Origin of the sequence: Pseudomonas fluorescens (assembly GCF_001623525.1) — a bacterium.
GTDB lineage: Bacteria > Pseudomonadota > Gammaproteobacteria > Pseudomonadales > Pseudomonadaceae > Aquipseudomonas > Aquipseudomonas fluorescens_Q.
This window is the reverse complement of sequence record NZ_CP015225.1, coordinates 1652135-1672013: the sequence shown is the minus strand read 5'-3', so window position 1 is coordinate 1672013 and position 19879 is coordinate 1652135. Positions and strand designations below refer to the sequence as shown.

The window sequence follows — 19879 nt, the reverse complement described above, 5'->3', positions numbered from 1 at the left end:
CCCAGGGTGGTTCAACACAACCAAACGCTGCCGCTTCCAGGAGGGGCGGGAAACCAGCAACACCGACTGTCCCTGCGCGCGTCTCAATGTTCGATCACAAGAGAATAAAAAGAATGACCAGCCCCAGCTTCAAGGACTCGAACGGCCATCTGGCACAGGGCTTCAAGCCTCGTCACGTCACCATGCTGTCCATTGCCGGAATCATCGGTGCGGGTCTGTTCGTGGGATCGGGGCATGCCATTGCCGCCGCTGGCCCGGCCGTCATGCTGGCCTATCTGTTTTCCGGGCTGTTGGTGGTCCTGGTCATGCGCATGCTGGGCGAGATGGCGGTTGCCAATCCGGACACCGGCTCCTTCTCCACCTATGCCGACCAGGCCATCGGACGCTGGGCAGGCTTCACCATCGGTTGGCTCTACTGGTGGTTCTGGGTGCTGGTGATTCCCATCGAAGCGTTGGCCGCCGGTCATGTGCTGAACCAGTGGTTTCCCGCCATCGACGCGTGGTTGTTTGCCTCGGTCTCCATCGTTCTGCTGGCCGTGACGAATCTGTTCAGCGTGTCCAAATACGGCGAGTTCGAGTTCTGGTTCGCCATGGCCAAGGTCGTGGCGATCATCGGCTTCATCTCCCTGGGTTTCGCGGTGCTGATGGGGTGGATTCCCGAGCGTGAAGCCAGCGGCCTGAGTCGGTTGATGGAGGAGCATGGCGGGTTCGCCCCCAACGGCCTGTCGGCGGTGGTGGGCGCGTTCATTACCATCATGTTCAGCTTCATCGGTACGGAGGCGGTGACCATCGCAGCCGCCGAATCCGATAACCCTGCGCAGAACATTGCCAAGGCCACCCGTTCGGTGATCTGGCGCATCGGTGTGTTTTACCTGCTGTCGATCTTCGTGGTCATTTCCGTGGTCCCCTGGAACGATCCGCTCCTGGCTTCAGTGGGTTCCTACCAGCGGGCCCTGGAACTGATGAACATTCCCCACGCCAAATTCCTGGTGGATATGGTGGTGCTGATCGCCGTGGCCAGTTGCATGAACTCCTCGATCTACATCGCCTCGCGGATGTTGTACTCCCTGGGGCGTCGCGGCGATGCGCCAAAGGCATTGAAGGTGACGTCTTCGGCTGGTGTGCCAAGGTCCGCGGTGATTGCCAGTACCGTACTGGGTGCGGGCGTCACCTTGTTCAGTTACTTCATGCCCGCCGGCCTGTTCCAGTTCCTGCTCGCCAGCTCCGGCGCCATCGCCTTGCTGGTGTACCTGGTGATCGCCATCTCGCAACTGCGCATGCGCCGGATGTTGCAACGGCAGAATATCGAGCTGCCTTTTCGCATGTGGCTGTTTCCCTGGTTGACGTGGTTGGTCATCGTGTTCATCTCGGCGGCGCTGGCGGTCATGATGGTCACGCCCGAGCATCGCAGCGAGGTCAGTACCACCTTGGGCCTGGCATTGGTCATTTCCTTTATCGGGTTGGTGACGTCGCGGCATTCGCCCCAGCCTGAACGGGTCGTTTCCCTCGGCTAGCCAAGCTGTTTTTACCCGGTTGACGCCACGTTACTGGCGTCAACAAAACCTCATTTCGGGCCCATTCGGAAGGCAATGAGCCCCGCCTTGAAGCGCGGCCCGTCCGCTTGTCACCCACTTGCAAGCACACCCCTGCAAACCGGCACTAACCCGCGGCTGCGTTGTCAGTAATTGGCGCCTGTAGGGATGAGGATCGCCCCTGATAACAGCACGCCAGCTGGATTAGTTTTTTCTCGATCACGCTCGGGAAAAAAGGCCTTGCGATGGATTGCGTCCTGGACCGACCATTTCTCTTGCAGGCGATTTCCCATGGGGTTTCTACTCGATCCGCGTCATGACATTGATGCTGCCTTATTGAGCTACCGCCGGGTGTTCTGGGCGCTGGCATTGTTCAGTGGCGTGATCAATCTGTTGGTGCTGGTGCCGTCGCTCTACATGATGCAGGTCTACGACCGGGTCCTGACCAGCCGCAACGAAACCACCTTGTTCATGCTGACCTTGATGGCCCTGGGACTGTTCATGTTCAGTGCCCTCATCGAGTGGGTCCGTGGCGAGGTGATGATTCGCATGAGCGCGGGGCTGGACGAAGCCTTAGGCGAGCGGATTTTCGACGCCGCTTTCGCTCGCAGCCTGCGCGAGCACAACGCCAACCCGGCGCAGGTGCTCACCGACCTGGCGACGTTGCGCCAGTTGATTACCGGGCAGGGCCTGATCGCCTTGCTCGATGCACCCTGGCTGCCGATCTTCCTGCTGGTGGCGTTCATCTTTCACCCCTGGTTCGGTGTGCTGACATTGGTGTTGGCCTTGGTGCTGATCGGCTTGGCGCTGTGGGGAGAACTGGCGACGCGAGCACGCCTGGGGGAGGCCAATCGACTGGGGGTGCAGTCGTCGATCTATGTGAACAGCACGCTGCACAATGCCGAAGTTATCCAGGCCCTGGGCATGCTCGGGCCGCTGCGTCAGCGCTGGAGCCTGTTGCAGCAACGGATCATTGCCGCCCAGGCCCATGCCAGCGACCGCAGTGCACGTATTACCTCGACGACTCGTTTCGTGCGGATCTCCGGGCAGTCCCTGGCGTTGGGGTTGGGCGCTTTGCTGGTGCTTGAAGGCCAACTGTCGGCGGGCATGATGATTGCGATGTCGCTGTTGCTGGGACGGGCCTTGGCACCCGTGGAAATCGCCATCGGCTCGTGGAAGCAATTCAACGCCGGACGCCAGAGCTACCAGCGCCTGAGCCAATTGCTGGCGCAGCACCCACGCGAGCGCCTGCGCATGCCGTTGCCACCGCCCACCGGCGCGGTGCGCCTGGAACAGTTGTATGTCGGTCCGCCAGGTGCTTCGCAGCCGATCCTGCGCGGGATCAATTTCAGCCTCGCCAAAGGCGATGTGCTGGCGGTGGTCGGACCCAGCGCCAGTGGTAAATCGACACTGGCGCGGGCCTTGGTCGGGGTCTGGCCGGCCATGGGCGGGTCGGTGCGCCTGGACGATGCCGAGATCAGCCAGTGGTCCCACGATGCCTTGGGCCCGTACCTTGGATACCTGCCACAGGACATCGAGCTGTTCGATGGCACGGTCGCCGACAACATTGCCCGCTTCGGTGAGCAGGACGCCGACAAGATCATCGCCGCCGGGCGTCATGCCGGCATCCACGAAATGATCCTAAGGTTCCCCAAGGGCTACGACACGCCGTTGGGCCCGGGTGGGCTTGGCTTGTCCGGTGGGCAAAAGCAACGCCTGGGCCTGGCTCGCGCGCTCTATGGGCGGCCATCGCTGATCGTGCTCGATGAGCCCAACTCCAACCTCGATGAAGCCGGAGAATTGGCACTGGTGCAGGCCATCAGTGCGCTCAAGGCGGCCGGCAGCACCGTGGTGTTGATTACCCACCGTCCCAATGTACTGGCGGTGGTCGACCACATCCTGGTGCTCAAGGACGGTACTCAACAAGCGTTCGGTCCTCGGGACCGGGTGCTCAAGGCATTGATGCCGGGGCCGAGACCGGCCGCGGTCAGGGAGGCGGGCGGCGATGCGTGATCTGACTCCAGGGGCACAAGCGTACAGCGAGCAGGCGCTGAGTGTGCGCAGCACCACGACGCTGCCCAGCGCCAGCACCGATGCCGGGAGCGCGGCTCGTTATGGCGTGGGATTCCTGGTCCTGACGCTGGGTGGTTTCCTGCTCTGGGCCTGCCTGGCGCCGCTCGACCAAGGGGTGGTAGGCAGTGGCACCGTGGTGGTGGCGGGGGAGCGCAAGGCCGTGCAGTCGCTGGTCGGCGGAGTCGTGGAAAAACTGCTGGTCAGCGACGGCGACCGCGTCACCCAGGGGCAATTGCTCGTGCAACTCAACACGGTGCAAGCGCAGTCGCAACTGGACGTGACCCTGGGCAAGCTGCTCAATGATCGCAGCATCGAGGCGCGTTTGATTGCCGAGCGCCTGGGCAATGCCGAGATCCAATGGCCCGCGGAACTGCTGGCCCACGCCGACGAACCGCGGGTCAAGGCGGCCATGGCCTTGCAGAGCCAGTTGTTCATCACCCGCCGCGCGGAGCTGGGCAGCCGCTTGCAGATCATCGAGCACGAAGCCGCGGCCTTGCAGCAGCAATTGCTTGGCTACGAAGGCGTCAAGCGCAACTACGACGCGCAGATGCGCTTCCAGCAGCAGGAGCTTGAAGGCCTGCGCGATTTGGCCCGCGAAGGCTACGTTCCGCGCAACAAACTCTTCGAGGCCGAGCGCAACGCGGCCCAGTTGGCGGGACAGATCGCCTCCGGTGTGGGTGATGTCGGCAGGACCCGGCAGGCGATCAATGAAAGCCGACTCAAGGCCTTGCAGGCGCAGCAGGAGTTTCGCCGCGATGCCGAAACCCAGCTCAGCGAAGTCTCGGCCGAGGCCGCTGGTTATGCCGATCAGATTCGTGCCTTGCAGTTTGAGGTCGACAACGGTGCAATCCGTGCGCCGGTGGCCGGGCAAGTCATGGATGTGAGCATTCATACCGTCGGCGGCGTTGCGCAGGCCGGCCAGACGCTGATGCAGGTGGTGCCGCTGGATGCACCGATGGCGATCACCGCGCGTTTCGAGCCGCTGATGGCCAACAAACTGCGTCCGGGCCTGCCGGTGCATGTGCATTTCACCGCGCTGCAACGGGTGGATACGCCGACGGTCACCGGCACGGTGACGACGGTGTCGGCGGACCAGTTGATCAATGAGCAGACGCACCAACCGTACTTTTCCGCCAAGGTCGAGATTCCCGCCGACACCGTGGTTGAGTTGCAGAGCGCCGGTCTGCTGATTCGCCCGGGCATGCTCGCCGACGTCACGGTGGTGACGGGCGAGCGCACCTTGATGAATTACCTGATGAAGCCTTTGCGTGAACGCTTGTTGGCAGCCTTCAAGGAGGAATGAGCATGGTCGACCGTCGCCGCTACCGTTGTCGTGTGTTGCTGGGCCTGTATACCGGTTGGGCGTTGATCGATCCGCTGTGGGCTGCCGAGGGAGGCCTGAGCCTCACCGCCGCCTACGATGCCTCGCGCCTCAACGATCCGACCGTGCAATCGGCGGCTCACGCTTTTGAAGCTTCGCGGCATGAAGAGGACATCGGTCGTGGTGGCCTCTACCCGCAAGTGTCGCTGACCTCGCGCTACGGCTACGGCGGGCGGACCGACGGCGGTGACGACAGCACTTACGTCAACAGCAACGATTACCAGGCCAACAACGTCACCCTGGCGGCGCAACAGCCGCTCTACGACAAGGCCCGCTGGGCGGCGTACCAGGAAGGCAAGGCGCGCGGTCAACTGGGCACCCAGGTGTTCGACGTGGCCGGCCAGACCCTGTATGACCGGGTGGCAAAGGGGTATTTCGACGTCGCCCGGGCCGAGAACGAGATCAAGCTGATCCAGCAGCAAAAGGCGGCCATCCAAGGCTTGGTCGTTCAAAGTAAAAAGCTTTATGAAGGCGGCCAGGGCGCGATCACCGATATCGACGAAGCCCAGGCGCGGCTCGACCTGGTGCAAGCCCAGGAGGCGGAAGCCCAGGCGCGTCGCGTGGCGGCGTTGCGGGCCTTGTCCGGGCGGGCCAGTGTGCCCATCGATGACATCCTGCCGATGCGTGAAGAACTGGCCGCCGGCAGTCCGATCCCGCCTGAGCAGGACTTACCGTACTGGACGGCGATTGCCCGTGAAGCCAGCCCCGAACTGGCCGCTCGGCTGGCCGCGGTAAAAGTGGCCGAGGCCCAGGCCGACAGCCAGCGTGCCGGGCATTATCCAACCTTGTCGCTGACCACTCAGTTGACCCGGCGGGAAACCCGTCAATACCAGGAACTCGACCCGCGCCAGGACACCTACTACGTGGGGGTGCAGTTGGATATTCCGTTGTATCGCGGCGGGGCGGTACGGGCGTCGGTGGCCAAGGCCGAAGCGCAACTGGCCGGCGCCCAGTCCGACTACGACGTGCAACGCCAACAACTGGCCGAGGATATCGAGGCCGATTACCTGGGCGTCGTAGCCGGGTTTGCCAAGAGTAAGGCGATGCAACGGGCGGTGGAGTCCAATCAGCGAGCACTGACCTCGACGGAAAAAGGCTTCCAGGGCGGCGTGCGCTCCACGGTGGATATTCTTGACGCGCAGCAGCGGCTGTTCCAGGCCCGCCGGGACCTGCTCAATACCAAGCTCGACATGCTGCAAAGCTATGTGAGCCTGCACACCCACACCGGCCAGATGAACCGCGCAGTGCTGGAGCAGGTGCAAAGCTTGTTCTAGACAATCCAGGGTTCAAGTTCGCAACTTATCCCTGTGGCGAGGGAGCTTGCTCCCGCTGGGCTGCGAAGCGGCCCCAAACCCAGGCAACGAGTGGTATCAGGCAGACCGAGTCCACCGGTTCACGACTGCTGCGCAGCCGAGCGGGAGCAAGCTCCCTCGCCACAACAGCCGCCCATGACCTTCAGCTTTTTCGGCACAACACGCCGTCCCCAGGCACGTCGAGACCTGCTCAATACCAAGCTCGACATGCTGCAAAGCTATGTGAGCCTGCACACCCACACCGGCCAGATGAACCGCGCGGTGCTGGAGCAGGTGCAAAGCTTGTTCTAGACCATCCAGGGTTCAAGTTCGCAACTTATCCCTGTGGCGAGGGAGCTTGCTCCCGCTGGGCTGCGAAGCGGCCCCAAACCCAGACAATGCGTGGTATCAGGCAGACCGAGCCCACCGGTCCACGACTGCTGCGCAGCCGAGCGGGAGCAAGCTCCCTCGCCACAAAAGCCGCCCATGACCTTCAGCTTTTTCGGCACAACACGCCGTCCCCAGGCACGTCGAGACCTGCTCAATACCAAGCTCGACATGCTGCAAAGCTATGTGAGCCTGCACACCCACACCGGCCAGATGAACCGCGCGGTGCTGGAGCAGGTGCAAAGCTTGTTCTAGACAATCCAGGGTTCAAGTTCGCAACTTATCCCTGTGGCGAGGGAGCTTGCTCCCGCTGGGCTGCGAAGCGGCCCCAAACCCAGACAATGAGTGGTATCAGGCAGGCCGAGTGCACCGGTTCACGACTGCTGCGCAGCCGAGCGGGAGCAAGCTCCCTCGCCACAAAAGCGGCTGTTCCAGGCCCGCCGGGACCTGCTCAATACCAAGCTCGACATGCTGCAAAGCTATGTGAGCCTGCACACCCACACCGGCCAGATGAACCGCGCGGTGCTGGAGCAGGTGCAAAGCTTGTTCTAGACCATCCAGGGTTCAAGTTCGCAACTTATCCCTGTGGCGAGGGAGCTTGCTCCCGCTGGGCTGCGAAGCGGCCCCAAACCCAGGCAACGAGTGGTATCAGGCAGACCGAGTCCACCGGTTCACGACTGCTGCGCAGCCGAGCGGGAGCAAGCTCCCTCGCCACAAAAGCCGCCCATGAGCTTCAACTTTTCTGGCACAACACGCCGTCCTGTGGGGGAGCTTGCTCGCGATAGCGGTGGGGCAGTCAGCATCCATGCTGAATGTGCCGTAGCTATTGCGGGTAAGCCTGCTCAGGGGCAATCAGGCGGTGAAGTCGCTGGCGTGTAGCTCCTTGACGCCCACCAGTTCGAATTCGAACTCGGGGGTGGCGTCGGCGTTGGTGCTGCCGGAGAGGATGCCATCGACGAAGCGCAGCTGGCCGGTGGCGTTGGTGGCGTCGAAGGCGTTGCTGCCGATGAACGTGAAGGCATCGACCGTGGCGGTCAGCGGGTTGGCGTCCAGGCCGGTGAGGTCCAACTTGTCGAACTCCGTACTCTTGAAACCGCTGATCATATCGCGCAAGGCCCCGACGCCCATGTCTGACAGCGCACCAAATGCGTAGGTGTCCGCACCAGTGCCACCAGTGAGGTTGTCGGTGCCTGCGCCGCCAATCAACCGGTCATCGCCCGAACCACCCACCAGCGTATCGTTGCCGGCCCCTCCATCGAGGACGTTTGCCGCGCTGTTCCCCGACAGTGTGTCGGCGTAGGCGCTTCCTTTCAGGTTCTCGATGAACTTCAAGGTGTCGAGCCCGGACCCCACGGTGTTCTGTTGCGCCGACGTCGAGAGGTTGACGGTCACGCCAGACAGGGCGCGCTCGAAGCTGGCCGTGTCAATGCCATCGCGTCCATCCAGCACATTGTTGCCGGCGCCGGCGAACAGCGTATTGTCCAGCGCATTGCCGGTGCCATTGGCGGCGCCGGCGCTATCGACATACAGGTTCTCGACGTTGTTGCCCAAGGTATAGGCCGCGAGGCTGCTGTGCACGCTGTCGATCCCGCCGGTCACGGTATTGCTGTTGGTCTCGATCACGCTGTCGTCGGCATTGTCGACAACGTAACTGTCGTTGCCGTCACCACCGCTCATGCTGTCGTTCCCGGCGGCGCCGTCGAGCACGTTGTTGGCGGCATTGCCGGTGATGAAGTTGCGCCGTTCATTGCCGGTGCCGTCGATGTCCGACACACCGGTGAGCACCAGGTTCTCGAGATTGGCCCCCAGCGTCCAACTGACCGAGGCCTGCACCGTATCGATCTGCGCCGTCGAGGTGTTGGTTTCCAGCACACTGTCTAACGCGTTGTCGACCACGTAGATGTCGTTGCCATCGCCGCCGGTCATGGTGTCGGCGCCCAGGTCGCCATCGATCGTATCGTTGCCCGAACTGCCCACCAGGGTGTCATCCTGGTCGGTGCCGGAGATCATCCCGCCCTGGTTCTGGGCGTTGTCGAAAATGTCCTGCACGCTGTTGTTGTCGTTGGGGTTGCCCTGGAAGCCCAGGTCATCGGCAATGTAATCCGCCAGGCGCTGGCCGACGATCTCCGCCGATTCTTCGTGCAGGTGCCAGACGTCATCGGGATACACCAGCGGGTCGACTTCGTAGCGCAAGGGCAGGTCGGTGTAGTCCACGGCCAGCTTGACGTCGGCGCGCTCGGCGGCCATGGCCTCCTGGGCGGCGCGGACATAACCGACGCCCTCGACGATGGACGCGATTTTCTCTTCCGAATAACCCCTGGCCCGGGCTGCATCCTCTTCGTAGTGACCGGTTTCCATCAGGTAGACGCTGAAGTTGCCAAATTGGGCATGCAAATAGTCGAACACCTTCAGGGTCGCGGCCTTATAGGCCGCTGCTGCCGCGGCCTTGTCCGTGGCGCGGGCGATTTCCTGGGCGGCTTCCTCGCCCTGGCCCCAGATGATGCCCATGGTGACGTTGTCGATCGACTGCAGTTCGGTGCGCTGGTCGCGCAGCAACGTCACCGCCCGCAACAGTGCCGGCCCGGGTTGGTTGGTGTCTGTCAGCCACCAGCACAGCTGGAGTTCCTCGGGGCTGAGTGTGGACAGGCCGTTGACCGTGCTGCCGCCGACCGCGATGTCGATACCGTTGCCATCGGCATCGGTGAACTGGCTGCGCACGTCGTAGGTGGTGTAGCGGTTCAAGTCATTGACCAGCATCGAGGTGCCGGATTGGTCATCGTCCTCGGTCATGCGCAGCAGGCGCGCATTGGATTGGCCGAGGGTGGGCAGGTAGAGAATGTCCTGCTGGGCGCGCTCGCCGAAGACGAAGTCGTTGGCGGTGAGGGTGTTGAGGTAGTTGCCATTGAGGGCGATCTCGAAGCGATTGCCATCGGCGTCGGCTTCGGCGGACTTGATGTAGGTCTTGTCGCCCGCCGTGTTCAGGGTCATGTACAGCGTGCCGTTGCTGCCATCGCCGAGGCCGAGAAAGCCCAGCCCCGAAACGTCGATTTTGTCGACCCCAACGGTAAAGTCATAAATCGTATCGGTGGCCGTGACGCCCCCGGTGTCGTAGTCGCGGTAGCTGTCGGAGAGGTTGCTGTAGCGGAACGTGTCGGCGCCATCGCCACCGTACAACGAGTCGCGTCCGGCACCGCCGTCGACGATATCCGCGCCGGTGCCGGCCTTGATCGTATCGTTGCCGCCGAGGCCGAGGATCAGGTCCGCACCCGTCGTGCCGTTGAGGGTTTCGGCGTTGTTGGTGCCGGTAATGGTGTTGGCGGGCGCATCGGCCACCACCAGGCTGAAGTTGTCGCTGACCGAGGCGCCCGAGGGGTCGGTGGCCTTGACCAGTATGTCGTAGTTGCCTGCAGCGGTGCTGGTTGGCGTGCCGCTGAAGGTCAGGCTGGTGGCATTGAAGCTCAGCCACGTGGGTAGGGCGGTGCCATTGGTGAGGGTCGCGGTATAGGTCAGCACATCCTGGTTGGCGTCGGTGAAGCTGTTGCTCGCCACCGTGTATTTGAAAGGCGTGCTTTCACTGGCGTTCTGGTCCAGGAGTGGGGTGGCCACGACCGGGGCCACGTTGGTGGGGTTGGTCTGGTCGGCGAAGACGAAGTGACTGGCCGTCAGGCTGCTGACGAAGTTGCCCGCCATCGAGATCTCGAACCGGTTGCCATTGGCGTCGACCGTGAGGTCCTTGAGGTAGGTGCGGTTGGTCGACGAACTGTAAGTGACCTGCAGGGTGCCGTTGAGCCCGTTGCCCAGGCCGATATAGCCAAGCGCCGAGACATCGATCTTGTCCGCAGTCAGCTCGAAGTCGAGAATCTGGTCACTGGCGCTGGTGGAGCTGGTGCGGTAGCTGTCGAGTTTCGAGGTGTAGCGGAACACATCGGCCCCCGTGCCACCGGTGAGTTTGTCCACCCCGGTGCCGCCGACCAGGATGTCGTTGCCGGCGCCGCCATTGAGGGTGTCGTTGCCCGCGCCACCGAACAATTGCTCATTGGCCGCGGTGCCGGTCAGCGTGTCGTTGTTCGGCGTGCCATTGATCACAGTGGTGGTGGGGACGTCCTGCACGGCGAGGGTAAAGCTGTCGCTGACGGTGGCGTTGCTGCCGTCGCTTGCTGTGACCTGGATGGCGTAGGTGCCCGACGCGGTGTCCGGTGGCGTGCCACTGAAAGTGCGGGTGGCGGCATCGAAGACCAGCCAGCTGGGCAGGGCGCTGCCATTGGCGAGTTTGGCGGTGTAACTCAGGCTGTCGTTGTCCGGATCGGTAAAGCTGGTGGCCGGCACCACGTAACTGAACGGGGTGTTTTCGGTCGCGTTCTGGTCCAGCAGCGGCGTCGCCAGTACCGGCGCCTGGTTGGTCGGCGAGGTGGTGGCAAAGACGAAGTTGGCGCTGGTCAAGGTGTTGAGGTAATTGCCATCCAGCGCCACTTCGAAGCGGTTGCCATTGGCATCGGCTTCCAGGGACTTGATGTAGGTCTTGGTGCCGGCACTGTTGAGCACCAGGTACACGGTGTTGTTCTTGCCGTCCCCCAGGCCAGTGAAACCCATGGCCGAGAGGTCGATCTTGTCGGCGCTGACGTTGAAGTCGGTGATCAGGTCGCCGAGGTTGGCGCCACCAGTGTTGTAGTTGCGGTAGCTGTCCAGGCGGTTGGAGAACACGAAGGTGTCCGCCCCGGCGCCACCGGTGAGGGTGTCCATGCCAGCACCGCCGTCGAGCTTGTCGTCGCCGGCGCCGCCACTGAGGCTGTCATTGCCCGCCAGGCCGAGCAAGGTGTCGGCCGCATCGCTCCCCAGCAGTGAGTCGCTGCCACTGGTGCCCGTGATCACACGATTGAAAATGAAATTGCTCGCCGTCAGGGTGCTGGCCAGGTTCCCCGAGAGGATCAGCTCGAAGCGATTGCCGCTGGCATCGGCGTCGTAGTCCTTGATGTAGGTGCGGTCGCTGCTGGCGCTGTAGCTGACCTGCAGGGTGCCGCCACGGCCATTGCCCAGGCCCGTGAAGCCAAGGCCGGCAAGGTCGATCTTGTCCTGGGTGACGTCGAAGTCGGTGATGGTGTCATCGAAACTGGAGGTGGCGTTGCGGTAACTGTCCGACTGGGCGACGAACCGGAACGTATCGGCGCCGGTGCCGCCGGTGAGTTTGTCGATGCCGGCGCCACCGACCAGGATGTCGCCACCGGCCGCGCCATTGATCGTATCGTTGCCGGCGCCGCCATAGAAAATCTCGCTGGCGGCGCTGCCGAGCAGTGTGTCGTTGCCCGCGGTACCTTGCACGGTGGTCATCGGCACCGTGGCGCTGACGTAGCTGCCGTCGCCATAGACCAGCGTGGCGCCCTTGCTGGTGTGGCTGATGGTGTTGGCGATGATGGCGTTGCGGTCGGTGCCGTCTTCATTGCGCTCTGCAACACCGTAGGTCGACAGGTCGCTGCCGCTGATGATGTTGCCCTGGATGAGGTTATCACTGCCGTTGAAGTACTTGCCGGACACGCCCAGGGTGTCGTCGTAGGACTGGATGATGATTTCCGGTACGGCGCCGCCCAGGGAATTGTTGTTGAGGGTGTTGTCGATGATTTCGACGTGGTTGCTGCCGTAGATGCGGATCCCGGCGCTGCTGTTATCGTGAATGTCGACGCCGGTGACGGTCACTTCGCTGGAGAGCTTGATCAGCACCCCTTCGGCGCCATTGCCATACACCTCGCCGCCGGTGATGGTGATGTTGTTGGGCGAGGGGATGTCCTCGCTGCCGCGCTGGACCACGATGCCATTGCCGCCGTTGTCGTAGGCGACGTTATTGGTCATGGTGAAATCGTGGGTGCTGGTGACGACGTTGAAACCGTGGCGGTCGTTGTCGTAGGCGACGTTGTTTTCGAAGGTGCTGTCGCTGAGGAAGTCGGCGACGAAGCCGTCCAGGCCGTTGCCGTGGGACACGCTGTTCTTGATGACCATGTTGACGGTTTGCTCGTGGGGGTCGAAACCGTACCCGGAGCAATCCTTGATCTCGACGCTGTCGAGGGTGACGTTGGAGTCGTAGCCTTCTTCGCCTGGAATGTAGCCGTTGAACCAGCCGTCGACCTTGCCGGTGGTGCTGTCGCGGTTGCCGTCGATGGTGAGGTTGCTGACGCCGAAGTCGTGGGTTTCCTCGCCGTAGGCCGAGCGGATGATACCGGTGATCTTGGTGTCGGAGCCGTCGACCAGCTTGACCGTGGTCTCGCCCATGCCGTCGCCGTACAGGTAGACGTTGCTCTTGAGCATCAGGCAGCCATCGGAAGGTTCCTCACCCCCCGAAACGATGTAGGTGCCGGTCGGCATGTACACCTGCCCACCGCCGGCCGCGGCCGCCGCATCAATCGCACTTTGGATGGCTGCCGTGTCGTCGGTGATGCCATCTCCTTTGGCGCCAAAATTTTGTACGTTGAAAATCATGAGCTTATCTCCGTATCAGGCTTAAACCTAGGTAGACGTCAACATTCCATCGACGACCTTCGTGTTATGACCCAGCGGAGCGCAAAAGTTGTGACCGCATATCGGGGAAAGTGTCAAAAAGCCGGACTAACTGATCAGCGGTTGTGCCGGAATGGGCGGGAGTAACGTTTCGTTGACGCTTTCTAAAGCCCGGCGCCGCCTACTGTGGGGCCGTTGGTGTGGCGGACATGCGGTTTCCTTGATTGGCATCAACCCCGTTTCCAAGGCTGCGGGATAACCTCGAATAAACCATCGCCCCGCTGAAGAGGGCGACCGAGGACCCCATGATTTATCCGCTGTTTCTGACCTTGCACCTGTTTGCCGCGCTGGTTTTCATCGGCACGGTTTTCTTCGAAGTCCTGTTCCTGGAGAGCATCCGCAAACAACTGCCCATCAAGGTCATGGTGCTGCTGGAGCAAGGCATCAGCCAACGCGCCCGGCAGTTGATGCCGTGGGTGCTGCTGGTGCTGTTCGGCGCGGGGATTGGCATGGTCTGGCTGCGCTATTGGCCGGTGCTCTCGTCGCCGTTGCAGTCATCCTTCGGTTTGCTGCTGGGGCTCAAGATCCTGTTGGCGGGCAGTGTGCTGGGCCATTTCCTCTGGGCCATGTGGCTGTTCAGGAGTGGGCGCATGAACGCCCGCTACGTGCACGTCATCCATGCCAGCGTTTTCTTGCACATGGTCGCGATCGTGCTGCTGGCCAAGGCCATGTTCTACGTCACCTGGTAAGCGCTGGCGCGTGGTTCCAAGGCGCTTGATACAGGTCAAGGTGCCCCGGCGGGTTACCCCGCAAACTGCTCCCGCACTGCCACTCGGAGATTGTCATGTTCGACCCGTTCCATACCCTCGGTGAGCGACCTTCGGGCCGCGCGCCTGTGGTGGCTGATTTCGATTGTCCGGTCGGTACACGTAGATTCCACACAGGCATCGGTTCGCTCGACCTGCTTCGAGGGTTGCGCAGCAGCCGTCAGAAACGACGGCCCTTGTCCCTGGCGGTGCATCTGCCTTCGCGCTTGCGGCTGGCGTCGTGTTCGCCCCTGGCCAGTGACTGCCGGTGCGGCGAGATCGAGGGTTATCTGCAACGTCTGACGTATGAGATGGGGTTGGTCGGTTGCCACTTGGGCGCAGGGCGGCGCGTCGAGCAGTTTTGCCTGACCGGTGGCACACCGGTGATCGCTCATCTGCAGAAGTTGATGAGTGACCTGCGCAAGCGCTTCGACTTCAGTGAATACGACGGTGGCGACCACAGTATCGAGGTGGACCTGCACCACACGGATTGGTCGACCATGGGCCTGATCCGTGACCAGGGTTTCACTCATGTCAGCATCGGCGTCCCCGACATTGGCGTCGACAGCGACCTGTCGGTCGATTGCTACCAGAATCCGGCTCCGATCCATTCGTTGATCGATGCGGCGCGCACGTTTGGTTTTCGCTCCATCAACATTGACCTGGGCTACGGTCACGCTTGGCAGACGCCCAGCAGTTTCGCCCTGAAACTGGCGACGTTGATCGAACTGGAACCGGACCGGTTGCACGTTTTCGACTATGCCCGCGCGCCTTATCGTTACCGCTCGAAGAACGCCGGGGTGGCCGGTGCCTTTTGCAGCCCGGCCGACAAGGACGCCATGCGGCGGATCTGCTGCGAGCAACTGATTGGCGCCGGTTATCACTACATCGGCCTGGGCCAGTTCGTCAGGGCCGACGATGACCTGGCGGTGGCCCAGGAACACGGACGCCTGCATCGCAATTGCCAGGGTTTTACCCGTCACGGTTGCTGTGATCACGTGGGCTTTGGTCTGTCGGCCATTACTCAGATCGAGCACCTGTACGTACAGAACACCGACGACCTGCATCAATATTGCCAACAGCTGGATGCCGGGCAGTTGCCGGTGTGTCGCGGCTGGCGCTGTGAAGCGCAGGATCAGGTCAAGGCGAGCGTGACCGAGCAGCTGTCCTGTGATCTGGAGCTGGATATCCTGGCCATCGAGGCACGCTTCGGCCTGGTGTTTCGCGAACATTTCGCGTCTGTCTGGCCGTCGCTGGAAGTGTTGCATGACCAGGGATTGATCGAACTGTCGAGCCGGTTTATCGGCATCCTGCCCGCCGGGCGCTTGAACGTCGATGCGATCTGCAATCTGTTCGACCCAGGAATGGATGACGCAGGCCCACACCCTTTTGAAAAGTTGAACCCATCATGAATGCTGTATCCGGTTTCAATCGTGCCCTGGTGGAGAAATACGACCGCCCGGGGCCGCGCTACACCTCTTATCCGACGGCGCCGCAGTTCCACCAGGCCTTTGCCATGGACGAATACCAGCAGGCTGCCCAGCGCAGCAACCAGGCGCCGCAGCCCAAGTCGTTATCGGTGTACATCCATATCCCGTTCTGCCAGAGCCTCTGCTATTACTGCGCGTGCAACAAGATCATCACGCGCAAAAGCCATCGTGCCGTCGAATACCTGACCTACCTCAAGCGCGAAATTGCCCTGCAGGCGGGCTTGTTCGACCGCTCGCGCAAACTGACCCAACTGCATCTGGGCGGGGGCACGCCGACTTACCTGACCCATGAGCAACTGGCCGACCTGATGGACTGCCTGCACCAGTCGTTCGACATGGACGACAGCGACGCCCACGAGTTTTCCATCGAGGTCGATCCGCGGACCATCGATGCGCAACAGATCCAAGGCCTGCGCCAGCTGGGGTTCAACCGCCTGAGCTTTGGCGTCCAGGATTTCGATGCCCAGGTGCAGATCGCCGTCAATCGAGTGCAAAGCGAAGCCCAGGTCGTCGAGCTGGTGGAGGCCGCGCGCCTGGCGCGCTTCAAGTCGGTCAGCGTCGATCTGATCTATGGCCTGCCTTTGCAGACCATCGCCAGTTTCGATGTCACCTTGAGCAAGATCATCGCCCTGCGTCCGGACCGGATCGCGGCCTACAGCTATGCCCACCTGCCGCAACGGGTGCGGGCGCAACGGATGATCCGGCCAGAAGACATGCCGCCGCCAGAGCGCAAGCTGGAGTTGCTCGAGCTGACCATCAATCGCCTGACTGAAGCCGGCTACGTCTATATCGGCATGGACCACTTTGCCTTGCCGGATGACGAACTGGTACGCGCCCGCGCCCAGGGCAGCCTGCAGCGCAATTTCCAGGGTTACTCCACCCACGCCGACTGCGACCTGATTGGCCTGGGGGTGTCCTCGATCGGCAAGGTGGGCGACAGTTACAACCAGAACGTCAAGGAGCTTTCCCAGTATTACGCCCGGTTGGATCAAGGCTTGTTGGCGGTGCAGCGTGGTTATCGGCTGAGCGACGACGATCGCCTGCGGCGTGAGGTCATCAGCGAACTGATGTGTCACGCACGCATCGATTTCGGCCAGATCGAGCGCGCCCACGGCATTCGATTTACCGAGTACTTCGCCGATGCCCTGGACCGACTCCAGGAGCTGGTGCGCGACGGATTGCTGGACCTTCGCGACGACGAGCTGGTGTTGTTGCCCCAAGGGCAATTGATGATGCGCAACGTGGCCATGGCTTTCGACGCGTACCTGGGGGCGGACCAGACGGTTCAGTATTCGCGTACGGTCTGAAAACCGCTCTTGTGGCGAGGGAGCTTGCTCCCGCTGGGCTGCGAAGCAGCCCCAAGGCCAGTCACTGAGGTGTATCAGGTTGATGTAGTCAGCTTCATTGGGGGTGCTTCGCACCCCAGCGGGAGCAAGCTCCCTCGCCACGGGAGTTATCTTCCGGGCTGCAAAGCCCTTTTCAGAAACTCCGCCGTCCGGCTTTCCCGGCAGGCCGCGACTTCCTCCGGAGCCCCGCAGGCCACGACGTTCCCACCTTGGGAACCTGCGCCCGGGCCGATGTCGATGACCCAGTCACTCTGTGCCACGACGCGCATGTCATGTTCCACCACAACCACCGTGTGACCGTCCTCCACCAGGCGATTCAACTGTACCAGCAAGCGGTCGACGTCTTGGGGGTGCAGCCCGTTGGTGGGCTCATCCAACACATACAACGTCGCCCCCCGGGCCTTGCGCTGCAGTTCTGTCGCCAGCTTGATCCGCTGGGCTTCGCCGCCGGACAGTTCCGTGGCCGGTTGGCCCAGGCGCAGGTAGCCCAACCCGATATCCTGCAGCACCTGCAATGAGCGCCTGGCCGCCGCTTGCTCGGCAAACACCTCGAGTGCCTGGTTCACGGTCAGTTGCAGCACTTGGGAAATGTTCAAGCCCTGCCAGTTCACTTCCAGGGTCTGCGGGTTGTACCGCGCCCCGTGGCAGGTGGGGCAGGGCGCGTAGACGCTGGGCATGAACAACAATTCCACGCTGACAAAGCCTTCACCTTCGCAGGTCTCGCAACGGCCCTTGGCGACGTTGAAGGAAAACCGTCCGGCATCGAATCCCAGTTCTTGCGCCTGCGCTGTCGCGGCAAACAGTTTGCGCACGTGATCGAACAGCCCGGTGTAGGTGGCGAGGTTGGAGCGCGGGGTGCGGCCGATGGGTTTCTGGTCCACCTGCACCAGCCGCCTGACCGCTTCAAGCCCAGCGCTAACGCGCCCGCCGCTGGTTTGCACGGGTTCGTCTTCCAGGCTTTGTTCATCGGGTTCGGCGTTGGGGCTGGCCTGGCCCAGGTGGGCGCCGACCAGATCCAACAGGGCCTGGCTGACGAGGCTGGATTTGCCTGAGCCGGAGATGCCGGTCACGGCGGTGAAGCAACCCAAGGGAAAGGCCGCGCTCAAGTTGTCGAGGTTGTTGCGGGTGATGCCTTCCAGGCGCAGCCAATCCCTGGGTGTCCGAGGGCTGCGTGCCATAACGTGTTCCTCGCCAAAGAGGTAGGCGCGGGTGCGTGATTCCGGCACTTGGCCGAGGCCTGACGGCGGACCGCTGTAGAGGACTTTCCCGCCTTGTTCGCCGGCGTCCGGGCCGACGTCGATGAGCCAGTCGGCCCGGCGCATGGTATCGAGGTCATGTTCGACCACAAACACCGAGTTGCCCGCTGCCTTGAGGCGTTGCAGGGCGCCAAACAGCGCCTCGCTGTCGGCCGGATGCAGGCCGGCGGAGGGTTCGTCCAGCACGTAGATCACCCCGAACAACTGGGAATTGAGCTGGGTCGCCAGGCGCAGGCGTTGCAGTTCGCCGGACGAAAGCGTCGGCGTGCTGCGTTCCAGGGCGAGGTAGCCCAGGCCCAGGTCGATCAGGGTGACGATCCGCTCCAGCAGCTCGGCGGCGATGCGTTGGGCGGCCAGGCGTTTCTCCAGGGAGAGATTGGGTGTGTGGCGCGCGTCGGGCCCACCCGCGTGCGGGTTGTCGCCCCTGGCGGCGCGTTGCTCGCGGGCTTTTCGGGTTTGCTGGTGGCTGAGGACGTCGCCCGTTTCTTCGGCCTGTTCCAGGTAGTCGGGTGCCAGGACGCGCTTGAGCACTTCGGCCAACTCAAGCAACGGCAGGTGCGACAGCTCGGCGATGTCCAGGCCGGCAAAGGTCACCGTCAACGCCTGGCGTTTGAGCCGCTTGCCTTCGCACACGGGGCAGGGGCTGGCGCGCATGTATTGCGCCACGCGTTTGCGCATCTGCGCGCTTTGGGAGTGCATGAAGGTGTGCAGCAAGTAGCGTCGGGCGCCACTGAACGTGCCCTGGTAGCTCGGTTCGAGCTTGCGTTTGAGAGCAGCGCGGGTCTGGGCCGGGGTGAGCCCGGCGTATACGGGGACGGTAGGGGTTTGTTCGGTGAAGAGAATCCAGTCCCGCTGCTGCTTCGGCAGGTCGCGCCAGGGGATGTCGACGTCATAGCCCAGGGTCACCAGGATGTCCCGCAGGTTCTGCCCCTGCCAAGCCATGGGCCAGGCGGCCACGGCGCGCTCGCGGATGGTCAGCGACGGGTCCGGCACCATGGAGGCTTCGGTCACCTCATAGACCCGGCCCAGGCCATGGCATTCCTGGCAGGCACCTTGTGGCGTGTTGGGCGAGAAGTCTTCGGCATAGAGCATCGGTTGGTCGGCCGGGTAGCTGCCGGCGCGGGAGTAAAGCATGCGAATCAGACTCGACAGAGTGGTGACGCTGCCCATCGATGAGCGTGCGCTGGGGGTGCCGCGCTGTTGCTGCAAGGCGACTGCCGGCGGCAGGCCCTCGATGCTGTCCACGTCCGGCACGCCGACCTGGTCGATCAGGCGCCGTGCGTAGGGTGCGACGGACTCGAAATAACGACGCTGTGCTTCGGCGTAGAGCGTGGAGAAGGCCAGCGATGACTTGCCGGACCCCGACACACCAGTGAACACCACCAGGGCATCGCGGGGGATATCCACGTCGACGTTCTTGAGGTTGTGTTCGCGGGCGCCACGCACCCGGACGAAACCGGTGCCTTGCGGCAAGTCTGCGGTTGAAGCGGGGGCGTGGCGTGGGGGCATCGGGCATTCCTTGTGGACGTTGGCGCAACGTTTCAGGGTGTTATGGCGCTGGCAGAGTGAACTGGATCACAGCGCTGACAATTATGCGACCGGGTTCAACCGTTCGCGTGCGATAAAAATTCATTCCGGGCGCAAGGCTCTGAAGATCGTTCCTCACGCTCCGCGTGGGAACGCCGCCAGGGACGCTCCGCGTTCCGCTTCTGGAATGTGACGCAGAGCGTCACGGGATGCATTACCACGCAAAGCGTGGGAACGATCGGGTCGCGGAGGCCGTTGAAGATCGTTCCTCACGCTCCGCGTGGGAATGCATCCAGGGACGCTCCG

The 19879-nt window shown here is 62.6% G+C and carries 12 protein-coding genes; 10 read left to right on the top strand and 2 right to left on the bottom strand.

Annotation, left to right across the window (positions count from 1 at the left end):
- The first annotated feature begins 113 nt into the window (after positions 1 to 113).
- The 7 genes from gabP (at position 114) to TK06_RS32620 (ending at position 7217) form a co-directional block, all read left to right on the top strand.
- Positions 114 to 1514 (top strand): GABA permease, encoded by a 1401-nt coding sequence (gabP, locus tag TK06_RS07170; protein WP_063321472.1) that lies wholly within the window; start codon positions 114 to 116, stop codon positions 1512 to 1514.
- A 309-nt stretch (positions 1515 to 1823) separates the two neighbouring features.
- Positions 1824 to 3545, top strand: a complete 1722-nt coding sequence (locus TK06_RS07165) for a type I secretion system permease/ATPase (RefSeq protein WP_063321471.1) — start codon at positions 1824 to 1826, stop codon at positions 3543 to 3545.
- The gene (locus TK06_RS07160) at positions 3538 to 4908 is read left to right on the top strand and encodes an HlyD family type I secretion periplasmic adaptor subunit (protein WP_063321470.1); all 1371 of its coding nucleotides are present in this window, start codon (positions 3538 to 3540) and stop codon (positions 4906 to 4908) included. Before TK06_RS07165 ends, TK06_RS07160 begins: the two co-directional genes overlap by 8 nt.
- A gap of 2 nt (positions 4909 to 4910) precedes the next feature.
- Positions 4911 to 6260 carry a TolC family outer membrane protein gene (locus TK06_RS07155; protein WP_063321469.1) on the top strand — a complete coding sequence of 450 codons (1350 nt, stop codon included), beginning with the start codon at positions 4911 to 4913 and terminating at the stop codon, positions 6258 to 6260.
- Positions 6261 to 6434: 174 nt separating this feature from the next.
- Positions 6435 to 6590: a hypothetical protein gene (locus TK06_RS32565; RefSeq protein WP_161951732.1), complete on the top strand. Its 156-nt coding sequence runs from the start codon at positions 6435 to 6437 to the stop codon at positions 6588 to 6590.
- Positions 6591 to 6764: 174 nt separating this feature from the next.
- The gene (locus tag TK06_RS32560; RefSeq protein ID WP_161951732.1) at positions 6765 to 6920 is read left to right on the top strand and encodes a hypothetical protein; all 156 of its coding nucleotides are present in this window, start codon (positions 6765 to 6767) and stop codon (positions 6918 to 6920) included.
- A gap of 90 nt (positions 6921 to 7010) precedes the next feature.
- A complete protein-coding gene (locus TK06_RS32620; RefSeq protein ID WP_109790742.1) occupies positions 7011 to 7217 on the top strand; it encodes a hypothetical protein in 207 nt (68 codons plus the stop codon).
- Between the two features lie 300 nt (positions 7218 to 7517).
- Here the strand turns inward: TK06_RS32620 and TK06_RS07150 are convergent, their stop codons facing one another.
- Positions 7518 to 13130: a putative Ig domain-containing protein gene (locus TK06_RS07150; RefSeq protein ID WP_063321468.1), complete on the bottom strand. Its 5613-nt coding sequence runs from the start codon at positions 13128 to 13130 to the stop codon at positions 7518 to 7520.
- A 323-nt stretch (positions 13131 to 13453) separates the two neighbouring features.
- On the opposite strand from TK06_RS07150, the gene TK06_RS07145 reads away from it, so the two are divergent.
- The 3 genes from TK06_RS07145 (at position 13454) to hemN (ending at position 16751) form a co-directional block, all read left to right on the top strand.
- The gene (locus TK06_RS07145; protein WP_063321467.1) at positions 13454 to 13897 is read left to right on the top strand and encodes a CopD family copper resistance protein; all 444 of its coding nucleotides are present in this window, start codon (positions 13454 to 13456) and stop codon (positions 13895 to 13897) included.
- Positions 13898 to 13992: 95 nt separating this feature from the next.
- On the top strand, positions 13993 to 15366 hold the full coding sequence (locus TK06_RS07140) for a hypothetical protein (RefSeq protein WP_063321466.1): 1374 nt from the start codon (positions 13993 to 13995) through the stop codon (positions 15364 to 15366).
- Positions 15363 to 16751 carry an oxygen-independent coproporphyrinogen III oxidase gene (gene hemN / locus TK06_RS07135; RefSeq protein ID WP_063321465.1) on the top strand — a complete coding sequence of 463 codons (1389 nt, stop codon included), beginning with the start codon at positions 15363 to 15365 and terminating at the stop codon, positions 16749 to 16751. Before TK06_RS07140 ends, hemN begins: the two co-directional genes overlap by 4 nt.
- Before the next feature lie 146 nt (positions 16752 to 16897).
- On the opposite strand, the gene TK06_RS07130 is transcribed toward hemN, so the two are convergent.
- Positions 16898 to 19555 (bottom strand): excinuclease ABC subunit UvrA, encoded by a 2658-nt coding sequence (locus TK06_RS07130; protein WP_063321464.1) that lies wholly within the window; start codon positions 19553 to 19555, stop codon positions 16898 to 16900.
- Between the last annotated feature and the right edge of the window lie 324 nt (positions 19556 to 19879).

Excerpts from the sequence above, each read along its gene's own strand:
- hemN (WP_063321465.1), top strand. The coding sequence starts at position 15,363 with ATGAATGCTGTATCCGGTTTCAATCGTGCCCTGGTGGAGAAATACGAC.
- TK06_RS32560 (WP_161951732.1), top strand. The coding sequence starts at position 6,765 with ATGACCTTCAGCTTTTTCGGCACAACACGCCGTCCCCAGGCACGTCGA.
- TK06_RS07145 (WP_063321467.1), top strand. The coding sequence starts at position 13,454 with ATGATTTATCCGCTGTTTCTGACCTTGCACCTGTTTGCCGCGCTGGTT.
- TK06_RS07155 (WP_063321469.1), top strand. The coding sequence starts at position 4,911 with ATGGTCGACCGTCGCCGCTACCGTTGTCGTGTGTTGCTGGGCCTGTAT.
- TK06_RS07165 (WP_063321471.1), top strand. The coding sequence starts at position 1,824 with ATGGGGTTTCTACTCGATCCGCGTCATGACATTGATGCTGCCTTATTG.
- TK06_RS32565 (WP_161951732.1), top strand. The coding sequence starts at position 6,435 with ATGACCTTCAGCTTTTTCGGCACAACACGCCGTCCCCAGGCACGTCGA.
- TK06_RS07140 (WP_063321466.1), top strand. The coding sequence starts at position 13,993 with ATGTTCGACCCGTTCCATACCCTCGGTGAGCGACCTTCGGGCCGCGCG.
- gabP (WP_063321472.1), top strand. The coding sequence starts at position 114 with ATGACCAGCCCCAGCTTCAAGGACTCGAACGGCCATCTGGCACAGGGC.
- TK06_RS07160 (WP_063321470.1), top strand. The coding sequence starts at position 3,538 with ATGCGTGATCTGACTCCAGGGGCACAAGCGTACAGCGAGCAGGCGCTG.
- TK06_RS07130 (WP_063321464.1), bottom strand. The coding sequence starts at position 19,555 with ATGCCCCCACGCCACGCCCCCGCTTCAACCGCAGACTTGCCGCAAGGC.
- TK06_RS07150 (WP_063321468.1), bottom strand. The coding sequence starts at position 13,130 with ATGATTTTCAACGTACAAAATTTTGGCGCCAAAGGAGATGGCATCACC.